General features: G+C 38.1%; 25 protein-coding genes. All 25 read right to left on the bottom strand.

The window, feature by feature from the left end; all coding sequences use genetic code 11:
• Positions 1–35: 35 nt before the first annotated feature.
• The 25 genes from spo0A to ACE1TI_RS12305 all read right to left on the bottom strand — a co-directional run bounded on the left by spo0A (position 36) and on the right by ACE1TI_RS12305 (position 21,969).
• The gene (gene spo0A / locus ACE1TI_RS12425; RefSeq protein WP_375007895.1) at positions 36–827 is read right to left on the bottom strand and encodes a sporulation transcription factor Spo0A; all 792 of its coding nucleotides are present in this window, start codon (positions 825–827) and stop codon (positions 36–38) included.
• Positions 828–1,102: 275 nt separating this feature from the next.
• Positions 1,103–2,356, bottom strand: a complete 1,254-nt coding sequence (gene spoIVB / locus ACE1TI_RS12420; protein WP_375007894.1) for a SpoIVB peptidase — start codon at positions 2,354–2,356, stop codon at positions 1,103–1,105.
• A 116-nt stretch (positions 2,357–2,472) separates the two neighbouring features.
• The gene (gene recN / locus ACE1TI_RS12415; protein ID WP_375007893.1) at positions 2,473–4,197 is read right to left on the bottom strand and encodes a DNA repair protein RecN; all 1,725 of its coding nucleotides are present in this window, start codon (positions 4,195–4,197) and stop codon (positions 2,473–2,475) included.
• Positions 4,198–4,222: 25 nt separating this feature from the next.
• Entirely contained in the window at positions 4,223–4,672 is a 450-nt protein-coding gene (gene ahrC, locus ACE1TI_RS12410; protein WP_375007892.1) for a transcriptional regulator AhrC/ArgR, read from the bottom strand.
• A 179-nt stretch (positions 4,673–4,851) separates the two neighbouring features.
• On the bottom strand, positions 4,852–5,676 hold the full coding sequence (locus ACE1TI_RS12405; protein ID WP_375007891.1) for a TlyA family RNA methyltransferase: 825 nt from the start codon (positions 5,674–5,676) through the stop codon (positions 4,852–4,854).
• Positions 5,677–5,679: 3 nt separating this feature from the next.
• The gene (gene dxs / locus ACE1TI_RS12400; RefSeq protein ID WP_375007890.1) at positions 5,680–7,569 is read right to left on the bottom strand and encodes a 1-deoxy-D-xylulose-5-phosphate synthase; all 1,890 of its coding nucleotides are present in this window, start codon (positions 7,567–7,569) and stop codon (positions 5,680–5,682) included.
• A gap of 26 nt (positions 7,570–7,595) precedes the next feature.
• On the bottom strand, positions 7,596–8,195 hold the full coding sequence (locus ACE1TI_RS12395) for a hypothetical protein (protein ID WP_375007889.1): 600 nt from the start codon (positions 8,193–8,195) through the stop codon (positions 7,596–7,598).
• A 703-nt stretch (positions 8,196–8,898) separates the two neighbouring features.
• Complete coding sequence (locus tag ACE1TI_RS12390) at positions 8,899–9,786, bottom strand: polyprenyl synthetase family protein (RefSeq protein WP_375007888.1); 888 nt, start codon at positions 9,784–9,786, stop codon at positions 8,899–8,901.
• Positions 9,783–10,025 (bottom strand): exodeoxyribonuclease VII small subunit, encoded by a 243-nt coding sequence (gene xseB / locus ACE1TI_RS12385; protein WP_375007887.1) that lies wholly within the window; start codon positions 10,023–10,025, stop codon positions 9,783–9,785. The genes ACE1TI_RS12390 and xseB overlap by 4 nt, the downstream gene beginning before the upstream one ends.
• Positions 10,015–11,415: an exodeoxyribonuclease VII large subunit gene (gene xseA / locus ACE1TI_RS12380; protein WP_375007886.1), complete on the bottom strand. Its 1,401-nt coding sequence runs from the start codon at positions 11,413–11,415 to the stop codon at positions 10,015–10,017. The genes xseB and xseA overlap by 11 nt, the downstream gene beginning before the upstream one ends.
• A gap of 6 nt (positions 11,416–11,421) precedes the next feature.
• On the bottom strand, positions 11,422–12,270 hold the full coding sequence (gene folD / locus ACE1TI_RS12375) for a bifunctional methylenetetrahydrofolate dehydrogenase/methenyltetrahydrofolate cyclohydrolase FolD (protein ID WP_375007885.1): 849 nt from the start codon (positions 12,268–12,270) through the stop codon (positions 11,422–11,424).
• A gap of 14 nt (positions 12,271–12,284) precedes the next feature.
• Entirely contained in the window at positions 12,285–12,683 is a 399-nt protein-coding gene (gene nusB / locus ACE1TI_RS12370; protein ID WP_375007884.1) for a transcription antitermination factor NusB, read from the bottom strand.
• A gap of 145 nt (positions 12,684–12,828) precedes the next feature.
• The gene (locus ACE1TI_RS12365) at positions 12,829–13,224 is read right to left on the bottom strand and encodes an Asp23/Gls24 family envelope stress response protein (RefSeq protein ID WP_375007883.1); all 396 of its coding nucleotides are present in this window, start codon (positions 13,222–13,224) and stop codon (positions 12,829–12,831) included.
• Between the two features lie 54 nt (positions 13,225–13,278).
• Entirely contained in the window at positions 13,279–13,650 is a 372-nt protein-coding gene (locus tag ACE1TI_RS12360) for a hypothetical protein (RefSeq protein ID WP_375007882.1), read from the bottom strand.
• Positions 13,651–13,836: 186 nt separating this feature from the next.
• The gene (locus ACE1TI_RS12355) at positions 13,837–14,475 is read right to left on the bottom strand and encodes a SpoIIIAH-like family protein (protein ID WP_375007881.1); all 639 of its coding nucleotides are present in this window, start codon (positions 14,473–14,475) and stop codon (positions 13,837–13,839) included.
• 2 nt (positions 14,476–14,477) lie between these two features.
• Positions 14,478–15,149, bottom strand: coding sequence for a stage III sporulation protein AG (gene spoIIIAG, locus ACE1TI_RS12350; protein WP_375007880.1), 672 nt, complete (start codon positions 15,147–15,149; stop codon positions 14,478–14,480).
• On the bottom strand, positions 15,149–15,766 hold the full coding sequence (gene spoIIIAF, locus ACE1TI_RS12345) for a stage III sporulation protein AF (protein ID WP_375007879.1): 618 nt from the start codon (positions 15,764–15,766) through the stop codon (positions 15,149–15,151). Before spoIIIAF ends, spoIIIAG begins: the two co-directional genes overlap by 1 nt.
• A gap of 6 nt (positions 15,767–15,772) precedes the next feature.
• The gene (gene spoIIIAE / locus ACE1TI_RS12340) at positions 15,773–16,966 is read right to left on the bottom strand and encodes a stage III sporulation protein AE (protein WP_375007878.1); all 1,194 of its coding nucleotides are present in this window, start codon (positions 16,964–16,966) and stop codon (positions 15,773–15,775) included.
• 12 nt (positions 16,967–16,978) lie between these two features.
• Positions 16,979–17,374, bottom strand: coding sequence for a stage III sporulation protein AD (gene spoIIIAD / locus ACE1TI_RS12335; protein WP_375007935.1), 396 nt, complete (start codon positions 17,372–17,374; stop codon positions 16,979–16,981).
• Positions 17,375–17,386: 12 nt separating this feature from the next.
• Positions 17,387–17,593, bottom strand: coding sequence for a stage III sporulation protein AC (gene spoIIIAC, locus ACE1TI_RS12330; protein WP_375007877.1), 207 nt, complete (start codon positions 17,591–17,593; stop codon positions 17,387–17,389).
• Positions 17,594–17,645: 52 nt separating this feature from the next.
• Complete coding sequence (spoIIIAB, locus tag ACE1TI_RS12325) at positions 17,646–18,158, bottom strand: stage III sporulation protein SpoIIIAB (RefSeq protein WP_375007876.1); 513 nt, start codon at positions 18,156–18,158, stop codon at positions 17,646–17,648.
• Positions 18,155–19,078, bottom strand: a complete 924-nt coding sequence (gene spoIIIAA, locus ACE1TI_RS12320) for a stage III sporulation protein AA (RefSeq protein ID WP_375007875.1) — start codon at positions 19,076–19,078, stop codon at positions 18,155–18,157. The genes spoIIIAB and spoIIIAA overlap by 4 nt, the downstream gene beginning before the upstream one ends.
• Before the next feature lie 594 nt (positions 19,079–19,672).
• Positions 19,673–20,230, bottom strand: coding sequence for an elongation factor P (efp, locus tag ACE1TI_RS12315; protein WP_375007874.1), 558 nt, complete (start codon positions 20,228–20,230; stop codon positions 19,673–19,675).
• A 70-nt stretch (positions 20,231–20,300) separates the two neighbouring features.
• Positions 20,301–21,371, bottom strand: a complete 1,071-nt coding sequence (locus ACE1TI_RS12310; protein WP_375007873.1) for a M24 family metallopeptidase — start codon at positions 21,369–21,371, stop codon at positions 20,301–20,303.
• Between the two features lie 139 nt (positions 21,372–21,510).
• Positions 21,511–21,969 (bottom strand): YqhR family membrane protein, encoded by a 459-nt coding sequence (locus tag ACE1TI_RS12305; RefSeq protein WP_375007872.1) that lies wholly within the window; start codon positions 21,967–21,969, stop codon positions 21,511–21,513.
• Positions 21,970–22,545 lie beyond the last annotated feature (576 nt).

Below are 22,545 nucleotides of genomic sequence, written 5' to 3'. Positions count from 1 at the left end.
CAGTTCACAATAGGGACGGTTTTCATATTTAGACGTTAACTGACTTTATGCTCTAGTCTCAATTTATCTGCTACCATAGCAATAAATTCTGAATTCGTCGGTTTGGCTTTAGAAACATTAATCGTGTAGCCGAACATGCGTGAAATGGACTCAAAATTTCCTCTGCTCCATGCCACTTCAATGGCATGTCGAATAGCTCGTTCCACTCTGCTTGATGTAGTGTTATATTTCTTTGCGATATCAGGATAAAGTACCTTTGTTATAGAGCCTAACAAATCAATATCATTATATACCATTGAGATTGCTTCCCTTAAATACATGTATCCTTTAATATGTGCAGGAACGCCTATTTCATGAATAATATTTGTTATGCTTTGGTTTAAATTAATTTCTGGCTCTTCTTTGCTTTCTTTATTATCATGGCCTATTGTCTGCTGTACGACAGATGATTCCTCTCCGTATACTTCTCTAATGTTTGAAATCAACGTTTCCATATCAAATGGTTTTAAAACATAATAAGAAGCACCAAGGTTAACGGCTTTTTTAGTTACATCTTCCTGACCAAAAGCCGTAAGCATAATAATTTTTGGACGAGGATTATAATCCCCGGAATTAATTTTATTTAAAACTGCTAATCCATCCAAATGAGGCATAATAATATCAAGTACAAGAACGTTAGGCTTAGTGTCTTCCACTACTTTCAAACATTCCTGTCCGTTATAAGCGCTTCCTGTAACTTCCATATCTTCCTGTGCACCAATATATTCATTTAATAAACCGACCAATTCTCTGTTATCATCAGCTACACATACTTTGATTTTATTCACGCGAGAACCTCCTTCATTTTTTCTTCACCAAGGTCTGTATATTGTTTTCGACAAGTCTGCCAAATACCCTTTCATTTACTCAAAATTCCTTAATAAATATAATAGAGCTCATTAGACCTTTCATTTTCTAGATATATTGTCGCCTTTCGACATTTGACAAAGGCTGAAATGTATGTTTTTGTCGAAAAATAAACATGCTTATAGTTATTTACTTAATAGTACCACAATTAAAAATATATCCAATACCAAAAAAGGAAAACTGAAATCAGTTTTCCTTAACCAGCTTCTTTCCTTTCTTTTACATACGTATCAATTCCAGCTTCTTCAAGCATCCATTCAATATGAGATGCATATCCCGAGGTGGAATCATTAACAAAGACGTGAGTGACTGCACCAATAAGTTTTCCGTTTTGAATAATTGGGCTTCCGCTCATTCCTTGTATAATTCCTCCGGTTTTTTCTAGTAATTCTTTATCGGTCACTTTAATCACCATTCCTTTTGAAGCAGGATGAAGTTGAGGAACGGATTGAACGATCTCAATATCAAATTTTTCAACCTTTTCTCCTTCTAAAACCGTTAATATTTCGGCCGGTCCCTTTTTGACTTCATGAGCAAATGCTATCGGAAGTGGTTTAGAATATAAAGGCTTTTTTAACAGTTTATTTGTATAAAGTTGGCCAAATACCCCAAATGAGCTGTTTTTCGTTACTTTTCCAAGTATGTCATTACCAGTAGACAGCATTGCCTGTTTTTCACCAGGTTTTCCATTTGAACCCCTTTCAATAGAGGTGACAGAAGATCTGACAATCGTGCCATCTTCTACAACTACAGGCTTTTTAGTATCAGAATCAGCAATAACATGTCCTAATGCGCCAAATTTACCGCTTTTAGGTTCATAAAACGTTAACGTTCCTACTCCTGAAGCAGCATTACGTATATAAGCCCCGATGACACAGCCGTTTTTTCCTTCTTCCATCTTAACTTTTATTGTTTTCTCTTCATTTTCTCTTTTTACAAGAAATGTTACCGAATCATTTTTATCAGTTTGTTTTAAGCTTTGAACAACATCTTCTAAATCCTTTACTTTTTTGCCATTTATAGATATTATTCGATCTCCTGCTTTCATACCTGCTTGTTTTGCTGGAGAAATTCTGCCATTCTCTGCAGTTACTTCATGAAAACCTACGACCATCACTCCATCGGATTGAAGCTTTACTCCTATAGAATCTCCACCCGGAATCATTTTCAAATCTGGAATGGTTTTAATGCTGGTCTGTTTTTTTGGCAAGGCATTTACTTTTATCGTGGCCGTCGATTTTTCTTTGTTTTCATTAATTTGCACATTTTTTGCATCTGTTAAATCTAATTTATTTTGAATGCTGTTCTTTACATCGGCATTTTCTAATTCTGAATCAAAAAAAATAATTTCATCTGGAATATTTAAATACGTTTGTACGGTATCATTTGTTATACATAAGGTAAATAATAATAATAACAAAATACCAGTTAATCTTCTCCCCCAATCCATGCAATAAATCCTCCTCGTCCCCATATAAGTTATCTGCTGTATTCATATAATTGCCTCTTGATAAAGTATTTATAAGCCTGGTCAATTAAAAAAGCCGACCTGTTTTGGTCAGCTTTTCATGAATTGGATTTGATTTTTTCGGCCATAATTAATAACTCATTTGCATTTTCTCTTGTCAATTCCGTTATTTCTACTCCAGAGATCATTCTGGCAATTTCGTCCGTTTTCTTTTTTCCATCTATTGGTTTTACTGTAGTAATGACTCGGTCTTTTTTTTCTTTTTTCTCAATATACAAATGATTATCAGCCATCGCAGCAACCTGGGGGAGATGAGATATACATAATACTTGTGAACCTACAGACACCTGATAAATTTTTTGTGCTATAGCTTGAGCAACACGACCGCTTACACCGGTATCAACTTCATCAAATATTAAAGAAGTAACATGCTGAAACCCTGACAAAATAGTTTTCATTGCCAGCATAACTCTGGAAATTTCGCCCCCGGAAGCAACTTTTGAAAGTGGTTTTAAGGGTTCTCCCGCATTAGCAGCCAATAAAAACTCAATTTTATCTCTTCCATTCTCATTAAAAAAAATGGTACTTCCATGTTCCCATTCAAACTCTTTTCCTTTGGTTAAATCTTTTAAGCTTACTTCCATTTCCGCTTTTTCCATATGAAGAGCTTTGAGTTCAGATTTTATATCTGCTGCAAGCTTTTCCCCTGCCTGCACCCGTAAGTCTCTCAAAGTATCAGCTTCAGCTTTTAAATCTAAGGCAATGGATTTTAGCTTTTCTTCGATTTCTTGAATTTTTTCATCTTTATTTGACAGCTCAACCATTTCTTCTTCAATTTTAGAAGAAAATTCAAGAATTTCGGTGACTGAATTTCCATATTTTCTTTTTAGCTTGTTAATCTCATCTAATCTCGTTTCAATTTCGTTTAACCGTTCTGGATCAAAGGATAAAGAATCTACATGGCTTCTAAGTGAAAAAGCTGCTTCTTCAAGCATGTAATAAGCAGTATGAATGGATTCGTTCACTTTTTCTAAATCATTATCTATCGCTGCCGCTTCTTCTGAATGCGACATAGCAAGACCAGCCCAATCCAGGGCTTTACCTTCCCCGTAGAGACTTTCATAGGTATTATTTAACTGACTGAATAATTTTTCACTATTTGCTAAAATATGTCTCTCTTTTTCTAATTCATCATCTTCTCCAGGGGTTAAACCAGCTTTTTCAATTTCTTCTAATTGATATTGAATAAAGTCAAGGCGATTGGCCGATTCTTGATCATTTTCTTGCCATTTTTTTAATTCAGATTGAAGTTTGGTAAATGTTTTGAATCTACTTTTGTAGTCAGTAAGGGTTTCTTCAAGCTTTTTACCAGCAAAACGATCTAACATCGATATATGTTTCTCTAACTGCATTAATTCCTGATGTTCATGCTGTCCATGTATGTCCACTAAAGACTGTCCAGTTTCCCGTAAAATTGCTAATGTCACTAATTTTCCATTAATACGGCAGACGCTTTTCCCTTGATCCGTAATATCTCTTCTTAATACCACCATCTCTTCTTCCACTTCAATGCCAGCTTCCTCCAGTTTTTTTCTTGAAGGATGCGCTTGGTCCACTCGAAATAAACCTTCTATCTCTGCTCGCTTTTCTCCATGCCGAACATATTCTACTGAACCGCGTCCGCCAATTAATAAGCCGATAGCATCAATTATAATGGATTTTCCGGCTCCTGTTTCTCCTGTTAATACAGTCAGCCCCTGGCCGAAGGGAACCGTTAATTCTTCAATAATCGCGAAATTTTTTATTGAAAGTTCTTCGAGCATGGGAGCACCTCGATTATGTTCTTAATTAAAGCATTTCAAGAAACCTGTCTACAATAGGTCCTGCCTGTTTTTTATTCCTGCAAATAATTAATATCGTATCATCTCCGCAAATCGTGCCCAGTATTTCTTCCCAATCTAAATTATCAATCAATACTGCGACGGCATTTGCGTTTCCTGGTAGAGTTTTCATGACAATAAGATTATCTGCCTGGTCTATCCCGATAAAACTGTCAATAAGTGCCCTTTTCAGCTTTTGTAACGGGTTGAACCTCTGATCGGCGGGCAAGCTGTATTTATATCTTCCATCCATGGTCGGCACCTTAACAAGGTGCAGTTCTTTTATATCTCTAGACACAGTGGCCTGGGTGACGTTATACCCGCCTTTTTTTAATCGATCCACTAATTCATCTTGTGTCTCTATATCTAAATCTGTAATTAGTTCTCTGATTTTAATATGACGCTGCCCTTTATTCATGTGCAACCTCCTCTAGGTGAATCAAAATATTTATACATAGCAAAAAAAGCTATTTGTATCATACCTAACTTTTTATATTTATACAAATTTTTGAGTAAAAATATAGAGAAGGAAAGGAATGCGCATGAAAATGAAAAAGGAGGGTTTCCGTTCAGACAAGGAGATTAACCCTTTTCGCCTCATTGAACGGAATTAAAATGCAAGTGGGCGTTTTCAACTACTGTAGAGATGACGGTTTCCGAAATTATATCATTATTTTTAATTACAGGCTGCCATTGCATATATAATAAAAACTCGATATTACCATCACCGCCGGTTATTGGAGAATAATCAATACCTTTTGGCGTAAAGCCTGCTGATTCGGCAAAGAAAAGTATGTCATCAATAACCTGCCGGTGAACCTTTGCATCACGAATAATACCTTTTTTACCAACTTTTTCCCGGCCGGCTTCAAACTGTGGTTTTATCAATAAACAAACTTGGCTGTCTTCTGCTAATATATTACTTAATGGCGGCAAAAGAAGCTTTAAAGAAATAAAAGATACGTCAGCTACAGCTGCTTCCGGTTTACCTTTTTGAAAATGCTCAGGGGCAGCATAACGGAAATTAAAACGTTCCATAACTTCGACCTTTTCATGCTTCCGAAGTTTCCAGGCCAGCTGATTGTACCCTACGTCCACAGCATATACTCTTGAAGCGCCATTCTGCAGAGCACAGTCTGTAAATCCACCAGTAGAAGCTCCAATGTCTAAAACAATTTTATCTTTAAGATCGAGCGGAAATACTTTTAATGCTTTTTCCAGTTTAAGCCCGCCCCGGCTGACATAGGGAACAGGTTCTCCTTTAAGGCGAAGATCAGCAGTCCTTTCAATTTTTGTTCCGGGTTTGTCAACACGCTCATTATCAGCTAATACCAATCCGGCCATAATGGATCTTTTTGCTTTTTCCCTCGACTCAAAAAAGCCTTGTTCTACAAGCAGTACATCTATTCGTTCTTTTTTCATGAATTACGCCCTTTGCTGTTTTCTAGGCACCAATGCATATATTTTGTTCATAACCTCTTCGGCTGTCAACCCTATTTCTTTATAAAGTTCAGGTACACTGCCATGTTCAATGTACCTGTCCGGAATTCCCATACGATCTATAACGATGTGATGACAGCCAGTGTCATGATAATGTTCAAGAACAGCACTTCCAAAACTACCCTTTAAGGCTGCTTCTTCTAACGTTAGAATAGGCTGGTTCTCTTCTTGTAATTCTTGAAGCATGTCTTCGTCTAGAGGCTTAGCAGAACGAGCATTTACAACACGTACATGTATATTTTGTTCAGACAATGCCTTTGATGCTTCCATAGCTGCCGGAATCATTGTACCAAAAGTTAATATGGTAGCGTCTTTCCCATCTCTTAATACTTCCCACTTACCTATTTCTAACTCTTTCAAGTTATCGTCCATTTCTACTCCATAACCGTTGCCTCTCGGATATCTAACAGCAATTGGTCCGTCATCGTATTGGACAGCAGTATAAATCATATGCTGCAGTTCATTCTCATCTTTTGGCATCAAAATTTTCATATTTGGCAGATGACGTAAATAAGCAATATCAAATACACCTTGGTGGGTTTCTCCATCAGCACCCACAAGACCTGCTCTATCGATAGCAAACAACACATTTAAATTCTGTCTGCAGACATCGTGGACAAGTTGGTCATAACCTCTTTGTAAAAAGGTTGAATACACCGCAAATACAGGTTTCATTCCCTGGGTAGCAAGTCCGCCTGCCATGGTAGTAGCGTGCTGTTCAGCAATCCCGACATCAAACATCCTATCAGGGAATTCAGCACCAAATTGGTCTAGCTTAGTGCCTCCTGGCATAGCAGCTGTTAAAGCTACGATTCTTTCATCTTGACGGGCAAGTCTTTGCAGCGTACTGCTGAAAACAGCACTGTATGCTGGGGGGCCAGGCTTTTTCACAACTTCCCCTGATTCAATTTTATAAGGTCCCAGTCCATGCCATGTACCTTTGGCATCATTTTCAGCTGGAGCGTAGCCTTTTCCTTTTTTTGTTAAAACGTGCACAATTACGGGCCCTTTTGTATCTCTCCCGTATTTGATATTAGACATAAGGTCATCGAAATCGTGGCCGTCTACCGGTCCAAGGTAGGTAAAACCCATTTCTTCAAAAAACATGCCAGAAACGAGCAAATATTTTAAACTGTCTTTCACACGTTCGGCCGTTGAAGCCAGTCTCCCTCCAAAAGCAGGTATTTTTTTGATTAAAAACTCGATATCGTCTTTTACTTTTTGATATTTACCTGTCGTTCTAAGACGACCAAGAACACTATGAAGTGCTCCTACATTTGGAGCTATAGACATCTCATTGTCATTTAAAATAATGGTCAAATTAGTCTGCTCATGACCAATGTGGTTTAATGCTTCTAGAGCCATTCCTCCTGTTAATGCACCGTCTCCTATAACAGCGGCTATTTGGTCATTGCTTCCTTTTAAGTCTCTCGCAACGGCCATCCCCATTGCAGCAGAAAGTGAGGTGGAGCTGTGCCCTGTTTCCCAAACATCATGTTCGCTTTCATCTCTTTTTGGAAAACCGCATAAACCTTTATATTTACGAAGCCTGTCAAATTGATCGGCCCGTCCGGTCAAAATTTTATGCACATAAGTTTGATGACCAACATCCCAAATAATTTTATCTTTTGGTGTATGATAAAGGGAATGTAATGCAAGTGTTAATTCAACCACACCTAAATTCGGCCCTAGATGTCCTCCTGTGACCGACAGCTTACTGATGAGAAAGTCTCTTATCTCCTGAGCCAATCCTTCTAATTCTTTTCGGCTGCATGCTTGTACAAATGCCGGGTCCTTTATCGTTTTTAAATCCATGAAGCGAACCCTCACTTTCAGTCGTTTTAAACATTCTTTGTTTTTTTGGTCGATTTTTTATTAAAAAAAGTGATTTTCAATTTATTTTCAAGTACATAAAAGATACGGCCTACCTGTAAAATAATTGCAGTGGAAAAAGTAATTGCAAATGTTTTGCCTAGCGCTTTTCCCCCAACAGTTAATGCAGCTACTACAGCTGTGAAAATCACATTCAAAATAAATTGAAGCGTACTTCCATCAGCAGAATCAGCAGCAAATGTTAATTGTATGACCACAGCTGAAGCTGCTGTTCCACTAACTACCCCGGAAATGTCACCAATAACATCCGCACAAAAGTTTGCTACTTTATCCGCGTTTCTGGTTATCTTCATCGCCTGGTAAGCACCTGGGATTTTTTTTGAGGCCATCGCATGAAAAGGTTTTTCAGAGGCAGCAGTTGCTGCTACTCCAATCATATCAAAGAAAACACCTATTAACACGATAACTAAAACAATAATCATTCCGATGGCCCACCCCACCCCTGATAATACAGCAGTGGATATAATTGAAAAAATAGCCGCTAACACCAGGGTGATAACGGCAATTAAAACGCTCCAATGTATAGATCTTTTCATTATATTTTTCATTATTTCCATAATCCCCTAATATATTTCACGAATTTGGGTTAAAATAAACATATGTAGACATCGGATGGCCGAGATAAAGCGTAAACATTGTGTCTTAGGTCCAGTAGGTTTTCCCAGCCGTTTGCCAGAGCGTCGCCGCCCTGGTGGTTTCCCTTTAAAAACGACTTGATGCCGTCGCCGGACATCAGACTAGATTACCACTTAGCACACACTGCAATCCGCTTTATTCGTCTGTAAGAACAGTCTAGGAGTTTTCCTCGGCAATTCCGTGCCACTCTCTTAGCCTCTTTTGCAGAGCAGGTTTCAGGTAATAGCAAGATATTCGTTGGCCGACGTCATATCTTTCTAAAAGTTACCTTCCCCGCTACTCCACTCAAGGCAGGCTACGCTGCATACATACCTTCCCTTGTGGCATGTCGTGCAGGTCTTACCTCTTATTTAGTCCAAATAAGAAGCCTCCGCGGCGAAAGGGTTCACGCCCACATGCCTTTGTGGATCGCCCTTACGCCTTTACTCCCAACATCGACCCAAAGCTGGGCGCTTCGAGCCGATATCAGGAACTTCATCGATGTGCCCTTCAGCGGATTTTTAGGCCCGCCCTCGAGAATGGAGAATCGACTAGAATACTGCGCCATCCGAGATTTGTATCACTATTATACCACGAGTTAAAAACTCAGCACAAATAATTAAAATGTGGCAAAATTTATTTTGAACGCTCCGTAATATAATGGACAAAATTCTCCAAAAGCAGGGGATTTCCTGATAAAGACCGTAAGTATTCTTTTGCATTATCTGCATGAAGAAAGAGTTTTTCTTTCGCACCGCCGAGTGTTAATAGTCTTGGGTAAGTGCTTTTACCTCTGCCTTCATCACTTCCAGCTGCTTTTCCCATTTCTTCTGAGTCACCTTCAATATCCAAGATATCATCTTTGATTTGAAATACGAGTCCCAGCTCTCTTGAAAAAGCACGAATACATTCCATATCTGCATTTGGTGCTTCTCCTAAAATTCCTCCGGCAACTATTGAAAAACTTAATAGATCACCTGTTTTATGACGATGAATATACTCAAGCTCCTCGATTGAAAGATCTTTTCCTTCACCATCAAGGTCTGCTGCCTGTCCGCCCACCATTCCTTCTGCTCCGGCAGCTTTGGCCAATTCTCTTATTAGGGCTATCTTGATATTGGCATCGAGCTCATTAATGGAACTAATAACTTCAAAGGCTTTAGTTAATAACGCATCACCAGCCAGGACAGCAAAAGCTTCACCAAAAACTTTGTGGTTAGTAGGTTTACCTCGGCGGTAATCATCATCGTCCATAGATGGCAGGTCATCATGAATTAATGAATAGGTGTGCACCATTTCTACTGCACAAGCAACCTTATAATCAGATTCTTTTATGCTTCTATATGATTGAATCGCAGCGAGCATTAATAAAGGGCGGACTCTTTTCCCCCCCGCATTAATGGAATACAGAATAGCTTCTTTTAAGGAAAAGGGACAATTTAAACTTTCCAAAAATGGTGGGAGCCTCTTTTCTAATTCAATCTTATATCGAGAAATAAATGCTTGTAATTCCGATATGCTCACTCTTCATCCTCCTCGGATAACAGAGGCTTGATTTCCCCATCTTCCTCGACCATTCTATCCATTTGTTTTTCTACCCGCTGCAGCTTTTCATGACAAACATTGGAAAGATTCATACCTTCTTGATACATAGCAATGGCTTTTTCTAAAGGGACTTCTCCTTCTTCAAGTTTTTCTACAATCGTTTCTAATTTTTCCATCGCCTTTTCAAACGATATGTTTTCATAAATTTCATTTGTCATGGTCGCCATCCCCTTTTGCATTTATATTGCTTTGCCACAGTGTTTTATTAGAAATTGATTCGGCTTTAGCATACACTGTACCATCCTGAATGTACATGGTAAGTTTTTCACCTGGTTCAATTTGGTGTATAGAGGTCACTAAACTTTCTTTTTGATCATAGGTCACATTATATCCCCTTTGCATTACTTGAAGAGGATTAAGGAGGTTAAGCTTTTGAAGGACATGAACAAAACGATTATTTTCATTCATAATATGACGATTCATTACTTTATGAGTCTTTTCAGTTGTTTGGATAAGTCTTGACTTTTCACTTTCAAGCAGCCTAGAAGGATGCTGGCGTTCAAGACGTCTTATAAAAGAGTGTAGCTGCTCCAACTGCAACTCCTTTTTAGTTGATAAAGATTTGGTTAACCTTTCTATTAAACGGTCCAGCTCCTGTTCTTTCTGTTTTATTAGGTGCGTTGGGTATCTAAATGCGTAAGACCGTTTAATACGCTCAAGCTTTTCACTTTCTCTTTTCGTTTGATCTTTTAACGCTTTATACAGCCTTGTTTTCAGCTGCAAATGCTGCTTCTCTAATTCGTGTAGAACAGGTACAGCAAGCTCAGCAGCAGCCGTAGGAGTTGCTGCCCTGAGATCAGCTGTGAAATCAGCTATAGTAAAATCTGTTTCATGCCCTACTGCTGAAATTGTGGGGATCGATAAAGAAGCAATTTTTCGGGCGACCGTCTCTTCATTAAAAGCCCACAATTCTTCAATAGAGCCGCCGCCTCTTCCAAATATGATTACATCAAACCCGCCCATTAACTCAGCTTTTTCCATAGCAGAAGCAATAGAAGCAGGAGCATTTTCACCTTGAACGAGTACAGGAAATAACGTAATTCTAATCAAAGGACAACGCCGTTTTAAAGTGGTCATCATATCTTTAATAGCGGCACCCGTTGGCGAGGTTATAATAGCTATCTCACGCGGGAATATAGGTAACTGCTTCTTTCTTTCTGGTGAAAAAAGCCCCTCTGCTTCCAATTGCTTTTTCATTTTTTCATATTGAATATACAATTGGCCGATGCCATCTGGCTGCATCTCGTTAACATAAAGTTGATATTGGCCAAATGGTTCATATACTGAAACATTACCTTTAATCAGCACTTTCATACCATTTTCAGGCTGAAATGTTAAAAAGCGATTGTTTCCAGCAAACATTACGGCTGAAATTCTTGATTTTTCGTCTTTTAAAGTAAAATACATGTGGCCGCGGCTATGTTTTTTGAAATTAGAAATTTCGGCTCTTAACCAAACCTGCTGCAGTTCAGGCTCCATTTCAATGGTTTTTTTTATGTGGGTAGTAAGCTTAGAAACCGTCGTCCATTTTCCGTGCTCAAGAAGCATTATGTTTTAGACCCTTTCTAAATGCTTTTTAGCTGACTGTAAGGTGTTATAAAGCAGCATTGTTATCGTCATAGGACCAACGCCACCGGGTACTGGAGTAATATAAGAAGCTTTTTCTTTCACATTATCATAAGCAACATCTCCACAAAGTTTTCCGTTTTCTTTACGATTCATCCCTACATCTATAACAACCGCTCCTTTTTTAACATGCGTTTCATCAATAAACTCAGCCCTTCCTGCAGCCGCAATTAAAATATCGGCTTGAGTCGTAAACGATGCTAAGTCAGGAGTTTTAGAATGACAATATGTAACAGTTGCATTTTCATTTAAAAGAAGCTGGCCTACCGGTTTACCGACAATGTTGCTGCGTCCTACTATTACTGCATGCTTACCTTCTGTACTTATGTTTTTGTATTTTAACATCTGTAAAATACCAAATGGCGTACAAGGTAAAAAAGCATCCTTTCCAGTCATCATACGGCCAATGTTAACAGGGTGAAAGCCATCTACGTCTTTTTCAGGAGAAATATGTTCAATTACTTTCTTCTCTGAAATATGTTCAGGGAGCGGTAATTGTACAAGGATGCCGTGAATATCAGGATGTGAGTTATAGTGTTCTACCATATCCAACAATTCTTTTTCTGAAATATCTGATGGCAGCTCTTTTAACTCTGAATAGATGCCTACTTCTATTGAAGCTTTCTCCTTTCCTTTTACATAGGACCTAGAAGCAGGATTGTCTCCAACAAGGATGACAGCCAGTCCAGGAGTAACGCTTAATGTAATGACTTCATCTTTAATCTCATTTCGTAAATTCGAAGCTACTTCTTTCCCGTTTATAATTGTCGCAGTCATCTTAACCTCTCCTTTTAGTCACTTCCACATTCTTTTAATATATTTGATAAGACACCGTTAACAAACTTACCAGACTCCGTTCCTCCAAATGCTTTTGCCAATTCAATTGCTTCGTTCACACTAACGTGAAGAGGAACATCTTCCATGTACAACATTTCATGAACAGCATTCTGGAGAATAGAACGATCAACATTACCAACTCTTTCTAAAGTCCAGTGTTCAAGGTTCTTTTTTATATAATTATTAATTTCCTCTTGATGCTTTACAGTGCCTTTTACCGAGCTTATTAAAAATTCATCTGCCGTTTCATCTTCTTCAAGAGTATTATTTAATGCTTCTTGCCAATCTGCATGTGTCAGTCCCATTTGATACAAAGTCTGGACAGCTCTCAATCGTGCTAGACGTCGGTTCATACCTTTTTCTCCTTTTTATAAATCTATCGTAAATCATAGCAGGATAAAAAAGAGGCTGCAATGACAGCATTTCTTCTTCAGCTATCACTTACCAGCCCCTTAACAATTATTCTGCAAAGGTAACTTCATTGAGATGAAAAGCAGATTATTGTTCATCCATATCTTCTGTTACTTCAAATTGTATACCGAGCACGTGGATATTAATAGACTGCAGGGTTATGGAAGTCATGGTTTGAAGCGCTTGCTGGATATTAGTCTGAACATTCCTTGCAACCTCAGGAACAGAGACTCCATAACGCAGCGTTACTGAAATATCAATAGTAACCCCTTCTTCACCAAGCTCTACTTTTACGCCTTTCCCGTGATTTTTCCGGCCGAGCCGCTCTACTACTCCGGCAGCAAAATTCCCTCTCAAAGAATGGACACCTTCCACTTCTGAAGCTGCAAGTCCTGCAATCACTTCAATCACTTCAGGGGATATTTCAATTTTACCTAGCTCATTCTTTTCTTCTTCTAAATCAATTGTCCGGTATTCATTCAAGCTTCTCACCTCCATGACGTACACTGTGCAAATCCTTAACCTCTATATCTAACCCTATTCCTCTGAGTTTGTTTCTTCTTCTGCAGCATTTTCAGCTTGTTTTTGGATATATTCAAATTTATATTGGCGAAAAACAGGAAACTCAGAAAGGTTATCAGGGATTTTCCCATCCTCTAATAATATTATTTTTACTATATTTTTATTTCTTGCCATATGGTACTTATCACCATATTCATTTTCTTTGGTAAATCGTTTTAAATTCTCATAATCGTCTTCTTGTATCGACACTGTATAAGCGTTATCGCCTTCCCCATATTCATGCTCAAAACCTACTTCAAATTCTACGATCTGTATTTGGTCATTTTTCATGTTTCTCGTTTGTTCTAGTACAGCTTTAGCTCCGTCTGTTAAATCATTCCATTCCATGTAAAAATCGCTCCTCGTTCAGCTAATTAACACTATAGATTTAAATATATAAACAAATTATATCACGGTGGAGCCTAATTTTCATTATTCCCTTAATACCCATTCGGTATAATACAAAAGATTGTTTACTGTAAAATTAAATAAAGCCTGTGAGACAACTATCCGAATGTCTCACAGACTTATTTCTTAATTGCCTGCTGCTGTTGCCTGGTGACCAATTACTATGTCAGAGACACCTAAATGTTCGGCTGCAAGGCGGTTCAGTATAACGGCCTCTTCCTTCGTTAACTCTTCTGCCTGTACAATAATCCGTGTTTTATCTTCTTCAGAAATTACAACGGCATCTTCGTATCCTTCCGATTGAATCAAACTCTCAAGAAGGCTTTCATTTTGTTGTTTTTCTTGTAACTGTTCTCGTTTATCAAAAGCTTCACTTTTCTCTGCAGCTGTGAATTCATCAGAAGCAATCGTATCTGTATATTCTTCTCTTAATTTACTTTGTGTTTCTTCTCTCTCTAATCGCAGTTCGCTAAATAAATTCCCTTCCGTATTTGCTGATTCATCTTCCGTGTATATTTCTGCTTCTTCTCCGGTCTCTCCACCTTCTGCTGGTGGTTCAGTTTCTTCGATGGCTGTTTCCATATCTTCTTCTGAGAGCCACTCAATCCATTCTTCTTCTTCTGCTGCAGCTGGCATTTCCTCTGCTTCATCTGCTTCCCGGCTATCTTCAGCTACTTCATTTGGTGAGGTTATATAGTAAACAGCTAATACAATTGTTAAACTCAGCATCGTCATCAGCCAAACCGTTTGTTTTTTTAATACCATAGTTATTCTCCTTCCTCCCTGTTCCTTGGCAATACGGATACCTTATGCGGCGGGATATCCATTACTTTTGTTACTGCTTCCACTACCCATTCCTTTACTTTTATGTCTTCCACACCTTCTGCAACGACCAGCACCCCCCTCGCTTCTGGTTTTTTAGTATGAATAAGAAGCGGCTCTTCTTGTTCGCCTTGTCTTACAATTACAATCTGTTCCTCTTTTGTGCCATCTTCTAAATCTCTTTTTCCGCCTTCTCGATCTTCTTCTGAAGTTATTTGCTGACGGATCGTTGTATCTTTTTCATACACTTTTTCCTCTGTACCTTGTAAATTTACCATTACTTTCACTTCTGAGACTCCAGAAATCTTTTCAAGCATTTCACTTAACCTGGTTTGAATTGCCCTTTCTGTATCTGACACGTCGGAATTTCCAGAAGCCTTGGAATTAGTCTCAATAGCCTCTTCTTGAAGGCCTTCATGTTGGACCAATTGTTCATCTGAAGGTTCCTCTTCTTTTTCTTTACCTAATGTTCCGATAACCATCAAAATAATTCCAAACAAAAGAATGATGATGAGATAAATGGGTACCGGTTTTTTTACAGCTTTTTTATCTTCTTTATTATCGAGCCATTTTTTAAAACGCTCTTTTACACTGTTTTTCTCATCCTGTTCAGTCACTATCCCCCCTCCTTTGTCACTGTTATATGGATTTGTTCTCGATTTACTTCCCATTCTTGAGTTAAATACGCATACATTTCCTCGTCTATTTCTGAAGTGTCTTCTTTGCTTTCTATTTCCTCTTCGTCTTCTATTTGGATTTTTACGGGCTGAATTTCATTGTCACCTGCTTCTGGTGTAAATCTAGTAAGGGAAAGGTGAACATTCATTTCTTCTGGATCTTCTCCTTTCCAGTCTGCATAAAGCTCTTCAATTTCCCACCCCCAACGCTCTTTTAGTGTGTCTTCTACTTGCTCTCTTAGATAGTTAGTTACTTGTTTAGAAATATATGCATCTTGTCCCTCTTCTATTTCGTTTTTCTTTTGATTCATGTTAGATTCTATTGATTCAGAATGAACTGCTTCGTCATTGATACTGGCTATTTCTTGTTCCCATATATCGTCTGCTTGTCCTTTTGTTAACGATAAAAGAGGTTCAATTATAATGAGCATTAATATAAAAGAGAGTACCAGTCTGGCGTATTTTTGCAGGGATGAAGCTGGGAGGAGCATTTCTAAAAGAAAGGCAGCTAGCAAAAACACAATTAAATTGCTCATCCAATTGCCTAACCACTCCAAATTAACTCACCTCACCATCAAGGAAATATTCCCCGAAGCAATGATTAACGTAAGTGCTAGGAAAAACATAAAAGATACAGCAGCTAAAGCTGCAAACATTGAAAGAACGGTTTTTCCAAGTGTGGAGAGAGCATCTAATAAAGCGCCTTCTCCCAATGGTTGTATGAGCGCCGCTGTTAAGTGGAAAATAATCCCAATTACTAATACTTTAATTGCTGGAAAAGCACAAATGATAAAAAGAATCCCTACCCCTGCCAGTCCAATTGTGTTTTTTAATAGAACGGAGGCCCCTAGAGCGGTATCGGCAGCATCCGTAAACATTCTTCCTATTACAGGAACAAAGTTGCCTGCAAGAAATTTTGTAGTTCGAATAGCAATTCCATCGGTTACAGCTGCAGTTGCCCCCTGAACCGAAATAACCCCTAAAAAAATAGTGAAAAAGACAGCCAAAATACCCATCGCGGCATTTCTAAGCAGTTCAGCCAGCTTTGTTACTTTTATGTGTTCATTTAAACTGCTGACAATGCTTAGGACAGCAGAAAAAAATAAAAAAGGTAAAATAACATACTGTATTAATACACCGCTTGACTGCACGAGCATAATGACAAGAGGGTGAAATAAACCTGCTGTTGCTAATGATCCACTTGTTGCTAATAAAGCCAGCATTAAAGGCAGCAAGGCAATCATAAAATGTACCATATCAGCTACGGTGTCTTGGACATAATTCATGGCTATATAAAAACTATTTAGTGCAATAATAATTAATACAATGAAAATAACACCATAAGCAGCTTTACTAACAGATTCTTCTTCAAAGGCATTTTGCAGAGCTTTTAATATAGCACTAAACACTGCTAACAATAATAACGTTCCCATCAATTGACCATTTGCTGTTATTTCATGAAAAGTAAAACGAAGGAAAGCTTTTCCCCAATCTTTTGGATTTAAAGATTTCTCTCCATTCAAGAAATCTTTAAGTGACCCTTTTTGAGACTCTGGTAAAAATACCCCGTATTTTCTTGAAAGTTCTTCCCAAAATTTTGTTACTTCTTCAAGTCCTAAAGCTTCCAAATGATTTTCTTTCAATTCTTCAATTCCAGTATGTTCTTCATCATCTGCTTGATCTGTTTCTGCATGAGCGGGTAATACAGGCAAAAGCAATATTATTAGCAGGAGGCAAAGAGATATTTTTTTTACCATACGTTCACCTCCTTAAGCCCCGCCAGGTACAAGAGCCAATACAGTTTCAATTAAAACTTGAAAAATTGGAATAGCCATCATGATAATCATCATTTTTCCTGCAAGTTCAATTTTAGAAGCAATCGATTCCTGGTCTGCATCTCTTGCTATATGCGCTCCAAACTCAGACAAGTAAGCAATACCAATGATTTTAAGAAGAGTCTGAATATACATATTATTGATCCCAGCTTGTCCTGATAATGTTGAGATAAGTTCTAAAGCTGACTGCAGCGGAGCCATAATAAACAAAAAAATCATGGCTCCTGTTACCAGAGCAATTGCAAGGGCTATTACAGGTTTTTGTTCATTAATTACCATAATTAAAAAAGTGGCGATGAGACCGAAACCGACCACTTGAACGATTTCAATAGCCATCGCCTCCTATCCTTGAAACAAAAAAACGCTTTTAATCTTTTGAAAAAGATCATCTATAATTGATGCCACCATATACAAAACGACTACAAATCCTATTAAAGTAACCCAGTGTGCCCAATCCTCTTTTCCCATTTGCTTTAGTACAGTATGAATCATAGCTACGATAATCCCAATGCCTGCTATTTGAAATATCGTGTTTACATCATAGGCCATTGCTGTGTCCTCCTTTTTCCTCTGAAAATGAGGCTGGACTGGTTCAACTCGATCATAAAAACAGTATGATAAGCAGCAACCCTGCTAAAAACCCAAGTGTTTTTGACATCTTTTCATAACGGTTTTGTTTCTCCTTTGCTTCTGCTTCTTCTTTTTCCAAATGCACCATAGCAAGCCTAATATGTTTTTGCTGCTGCATTTTTTCGTGCTTGCCAAGTGTCGAACCAAATTGCAGCATTACTTCTTTTTCTTGTACTCCCATTGCAGTGTAAGGCCAAGTCTCTTCAAGGCTTTTTGTCCATGCTTTTTGAGCATTTCTTTCCCCATTTTTTAAATAGTCGCTAAAATATTTGAACAAGTAAGATACAGGCACTGGAAGCTGTTTACTAATTTTTTCACTTGCCTCCGCGAGCGGACTCATTCCATACATTATTTCAGCTTCAAAGCTTTGCAGAGCAACTTTTAATTGGCGAAGCTGTCTCGGTCTTTCTGTGAGCTTTTTTGCAATTTCAAACCCTGTCCATGTACAAGCTGTTAATATAAATAATGCACCTAGCCAACTCATATTTCGGCCGCCTTGTAAGATTTTAAGAAGGAATCTATTTTCACGTCCATTATTCCATGATTTCTTTTAAGGGTAACAATATGTTTAAATATGCCATTGGTTAATAATTTTTTTAGAATAGGACGTCTTTTTATTTCATTTAATGAACTTCCGTGAGCCGAACAAATAATTGTCACACCTGCATGAACTGCCTCCATAATAGCTTCAGAGTCTTCCAGTCTGCCGATCTCGTCAACAATAATTAGCTCCGGGCTCATGGAGCGTATCATCATCATCATTCCAACGGCTTTAGGACAGGCATCGAGTACATCTGTCCTTGTTCCAACGTCAAAAGAAGGGATACCTTTGTAACATGCAGCAAGCTCAGAACGTTCATCCACAATTGCTACTTTTTTTGAAGGAAGATTTATTTCCGGCATTCCTTCACTAGCACACCTTGCAAGGTCACGAAGGAAAGTTGTTTTGCCTGATTGGGGAGCACCGATTATCAATGTATCGTCATAACCGGCTGCATACAGCTTGTCTAAATATTTTTCAGCTGCTCCTTTTCGGTCTTTGGCAATTCTGATGTTAAAATATCGAATATGCTTTAAACTTTGAATCACACCATTTTCATGAATGACTTGTCCTCCAACACCCACTCGGTGGCCGCCTTTTGTCGTTATAAAACCTTGCTTGAGTTCTTCTTGGAATGCATACATAGAAAATTCACTTAACTGATTTAATATATATTCAATATCTTCCTCTGTAATGACATACGGATAATTATCATTTGAATAGAGGGGGAATACTTTATCTCTCGTAATAATCTCTATAGGAGTATAAATTCTTAAGCGTATCTCTTCTATGGAAAACCAATCAGACACGCGGTTAAAAAGAGCTTGCAGATGTTCAGGCAGAAGCGCAAGGATATCATCCACTTCTCCTCCTCCTCCCAATTTACCGTTTGTACACCTTATTCAACTTTTCTCTGCATAGAACTCTTCAGTAAAGAAATGGGCTTAAGGGAATAACCCCGAATAATATTTACATGTTATCAGCAGGACGGGGAGGGCTTTTTGTTTGAAAGGTTCCAATCCCTAAAATCAGTTTTATCCCGAAAGTAAAGGATACCCTTCCCTTCTTTTTTGCAGTATTCCCGTGAACGTCCGGTGCCTTTTTCGTTACGTTAAGCAGGGATCTCTCTTGGAACCCGGAACCAGAGGAACCAAAAAGAATTGGTCATCTAGAAAGGGGCTTAGTACCCCCTACAAGAAAGAACGGGCTTCAAGAAAGGTTCTTGGTACCCCGTACCGAAAAAAGACAAGCGGAACAGTAACCAAGGAAAGGATTTTCAACTTCTAGTTACCTGCATTTTGAAGGGGGTTGCTTTTAAACCATGCTTCCAACCTTCTGAATAAGCGCAATAGTACTGCTTTCACAAATAAAACAGCCGGTCGTGATTTATTTTCACGACCGGCTGTTTACCATGCAAGGGCTTTTTTTGAGAAAGCCCCTGGCTTTAAATATGCTATTTATGCTCTGGATACATATTCACCGCTTCTAGTGTCTATTACCAGGATATCTCCTTCATTAACAAAGAAAGGAACTTGTACGGAGTAACCTGTTTCAAGTATGGCTGGTTTTGTCCCGCCGGAAGCCGTGTCACCTTTAATACCAGGTTCTGTTTCTGTCACTTCCAGTTCCACTGTATTAGGAACTTCTACTCCCAGTGTTTCTGAACCGTAACTGATAATTTGCACTTCCATATTTTCTTTTAAAAAGTTAAGCTGATGTTCAATCTGCTTGCTTGTCAGCTCAATCTGATCAAAAGTTTCGTTATCCATAAACGTGTGCGTGTCGCCGCTTGAATATAAGTATTGCATTTTCCTGCGTTCGATATGAGCACGGTTTATTTTCTCTCCAGCCCGAAATGTCTTTTCTTGAATATTACCGGTTCTCAGGCTGCGCAGCTTTGATCTTACAAAGGCTGCACCCTTTCCAGGTTTAACATGTTGAAAATCAATGACCTGCCAAATGTCATTATCGACTTCTACTGTTAAGCCTGTCTTAAAATCATTTACTGAAATCATTACATTTCCTCCAAATCTACCAAATCATTCATTCCATTCTACTATAACACAGGTGTCGGTGGTGTACGAATTATTCTCCAACAATCATTATTTCTTTTGGAGAATGTGTAAGTTTTTCATTTCCCTGTTTCGTAATCACAATATCATCTTCGATTCGGGTTCCCCCGGTTTCAGGAACATACACACCAGGTTCTACGGTTACCACCATTCCTGGTTCCAGCTTTCTATTGCCTTTAGGGGAGAGTCGCGGTCCTTCATGTACCTCCATGCCTAAACCATGTCCAAGCCCGTGTCCGAAATAGTTTCCGTATCCTTGTTTTTTAATGTATTCTCTCGCTATCGCGTCTGCTTCAACACCAGACATTCCTGGCTTTATTTCTGCAACTGCTTTCAATTGGGCTTCATAGACCGTCTGGTAAATTTTCTTTAACTCTCCAGAAGGTTCACCTACTGCCACAGTACGAGTAATATCGGAACAATATCCTTTATAATAAGCTCCAAAGTCCAGTGTAACTAATTCTCCACTTTCAATGGCTTTATTACTTGCAACGCCATGTGGCAAAGCACTCCTCCAACCTGATGCGACAATAATATCAAAAGATGAAGAAACAGCACCTTGTTTTCGCATAAAAAATTCCAGTTCATTACTGACTTCTATTTCTTTCAAACCCGGCTTAATAAATTTTGTAATATGATCGAAGGCTTTATCTGCTATTGAGGCTGCTTCTTTTAATAGCGATAATTCCTCTTCATCCTTAAAGAGCCTGATTTCTTCAACTAGGCCTTCTACCGCTCTTAATTCTGCTTCTGTATTTTTTTCTAATAACTCATAATCAGCATAAGTTAAATATTCTTTTTCAAAACCTAATAAATGAGCATTTGTTTCTTTGACTAATTTACCCAATGAAGCAAATATAGAGGCTGTCTGCTCTATAATTTCAAACTCCCTGCATTGTTTTTGAGCTTGTTGTATGTATCGAAAATCTGTTATCAGGCAGGCTTTGGTTTGCGATATAAAAAGCGCTCCAGCTGTCCCAGTAAAACCAGATAAATACCGTCGATTCGCAGGACTTTTTATAAATACAGCATCAATAGAATTGTTTTTTAAAGTTTGCCGAAGTTTTTCCAGTCTTTTTTTCATACTATTCCTCCCCTATATTTGTTTAAAACCAAATCCTGCAATTGCCCGGATACCAGCGGAGCAAGAAATAAAGTGTAATTTTGTGTTTCAATGAACACTTATTGAAATATTTTACCATAGAGGAGGTTTTTTGAATAGATTACGCTTTATGGCGCTGAAATTCATTATATTCATAAGAAATGGAATATCCTACAAACACACCATATAATATAAAGAGACATAAAGTTGTAACTACTGTAGATGTCCCTAATGTATTTACTGGTCCGACCCCTGGAAATAATGGTCGGAGCAAGTAGAAAACCACTAACCAGAGTACTATCCCAAACCCAATTCCCGGCCAAATCGAATCCCATCTTTGAAATAAAAATCTATAAAAGAAAGCAACAGCAATAGATAATAACGAAATAAATAAAATCCCCGCAATATGGCCCAGGTATGAATTTTTCCATTCTGGGAGAGCCCAAGGAAGCATAGCCATTGCTGGTCCTAATTTAGTGAAGTTTAAATAATGAAGAGCATAACTGATACAGCTCCAAATCAACCCTCCAAAAAAACCTATTGCTGCTACTCTTTGATGATAAAGCCAGCCTTTTTCCATATTTTCACCTCCAATTTACAGCATGCCTGAGGGATCCTCCTCGTAAGTACTCACTTTGTTTTAACAATAAAATTCTGCTTTACGTTGTTTGTATCATTCATACTTTTCTATTCTTTACGTATTTTATTCATTACAGGTGTATTTTTTATAAAAAAGGGAATGGATAAATATAGGAAGTGTCCAATGATGTAAGAGTAGTTATTAGCTTTCCTGTTTTTTGTTGCATTATACCTTTCCTATAGAGGAGATTGACGAATTCATGTAGAATATTAAGTAATATAATAGATGAAGCTGGTTTCAACGCTTTCATAAATATAAGGCACTTTCGTATACTTGTTGCTTCGTTAAGTTTCTTAATGAAAGTCTTGTATAACTTATCATCTTTGGTACTCCTTATTAAATGATTGTTCAAATGTCACGTCGCTGTACACAATGTTATAGCAGGAAATCCACTAGCTATTGAAGAATTTCAAAAGTACAACATTTGCATTATCGCTGTGGAGGCCGGTTTATTTTCTGTTTTGTTAGTCAACGATACAAAGGGGAAATTACTTCAAAAAAACGATTTAAAAAGAA

It is taken from the genome of Alteribacillus sp. JSM 102045 (assembly GCF_041949975.1).
Taxonomy (GTDB): Bacteria; Bacillota; Bacilli; order Bacillales; family Marinococcaceae; genus Alteribacillus.
This window is presented reverse-complemented; position numbering and strand designations above follow the sequence as displayed.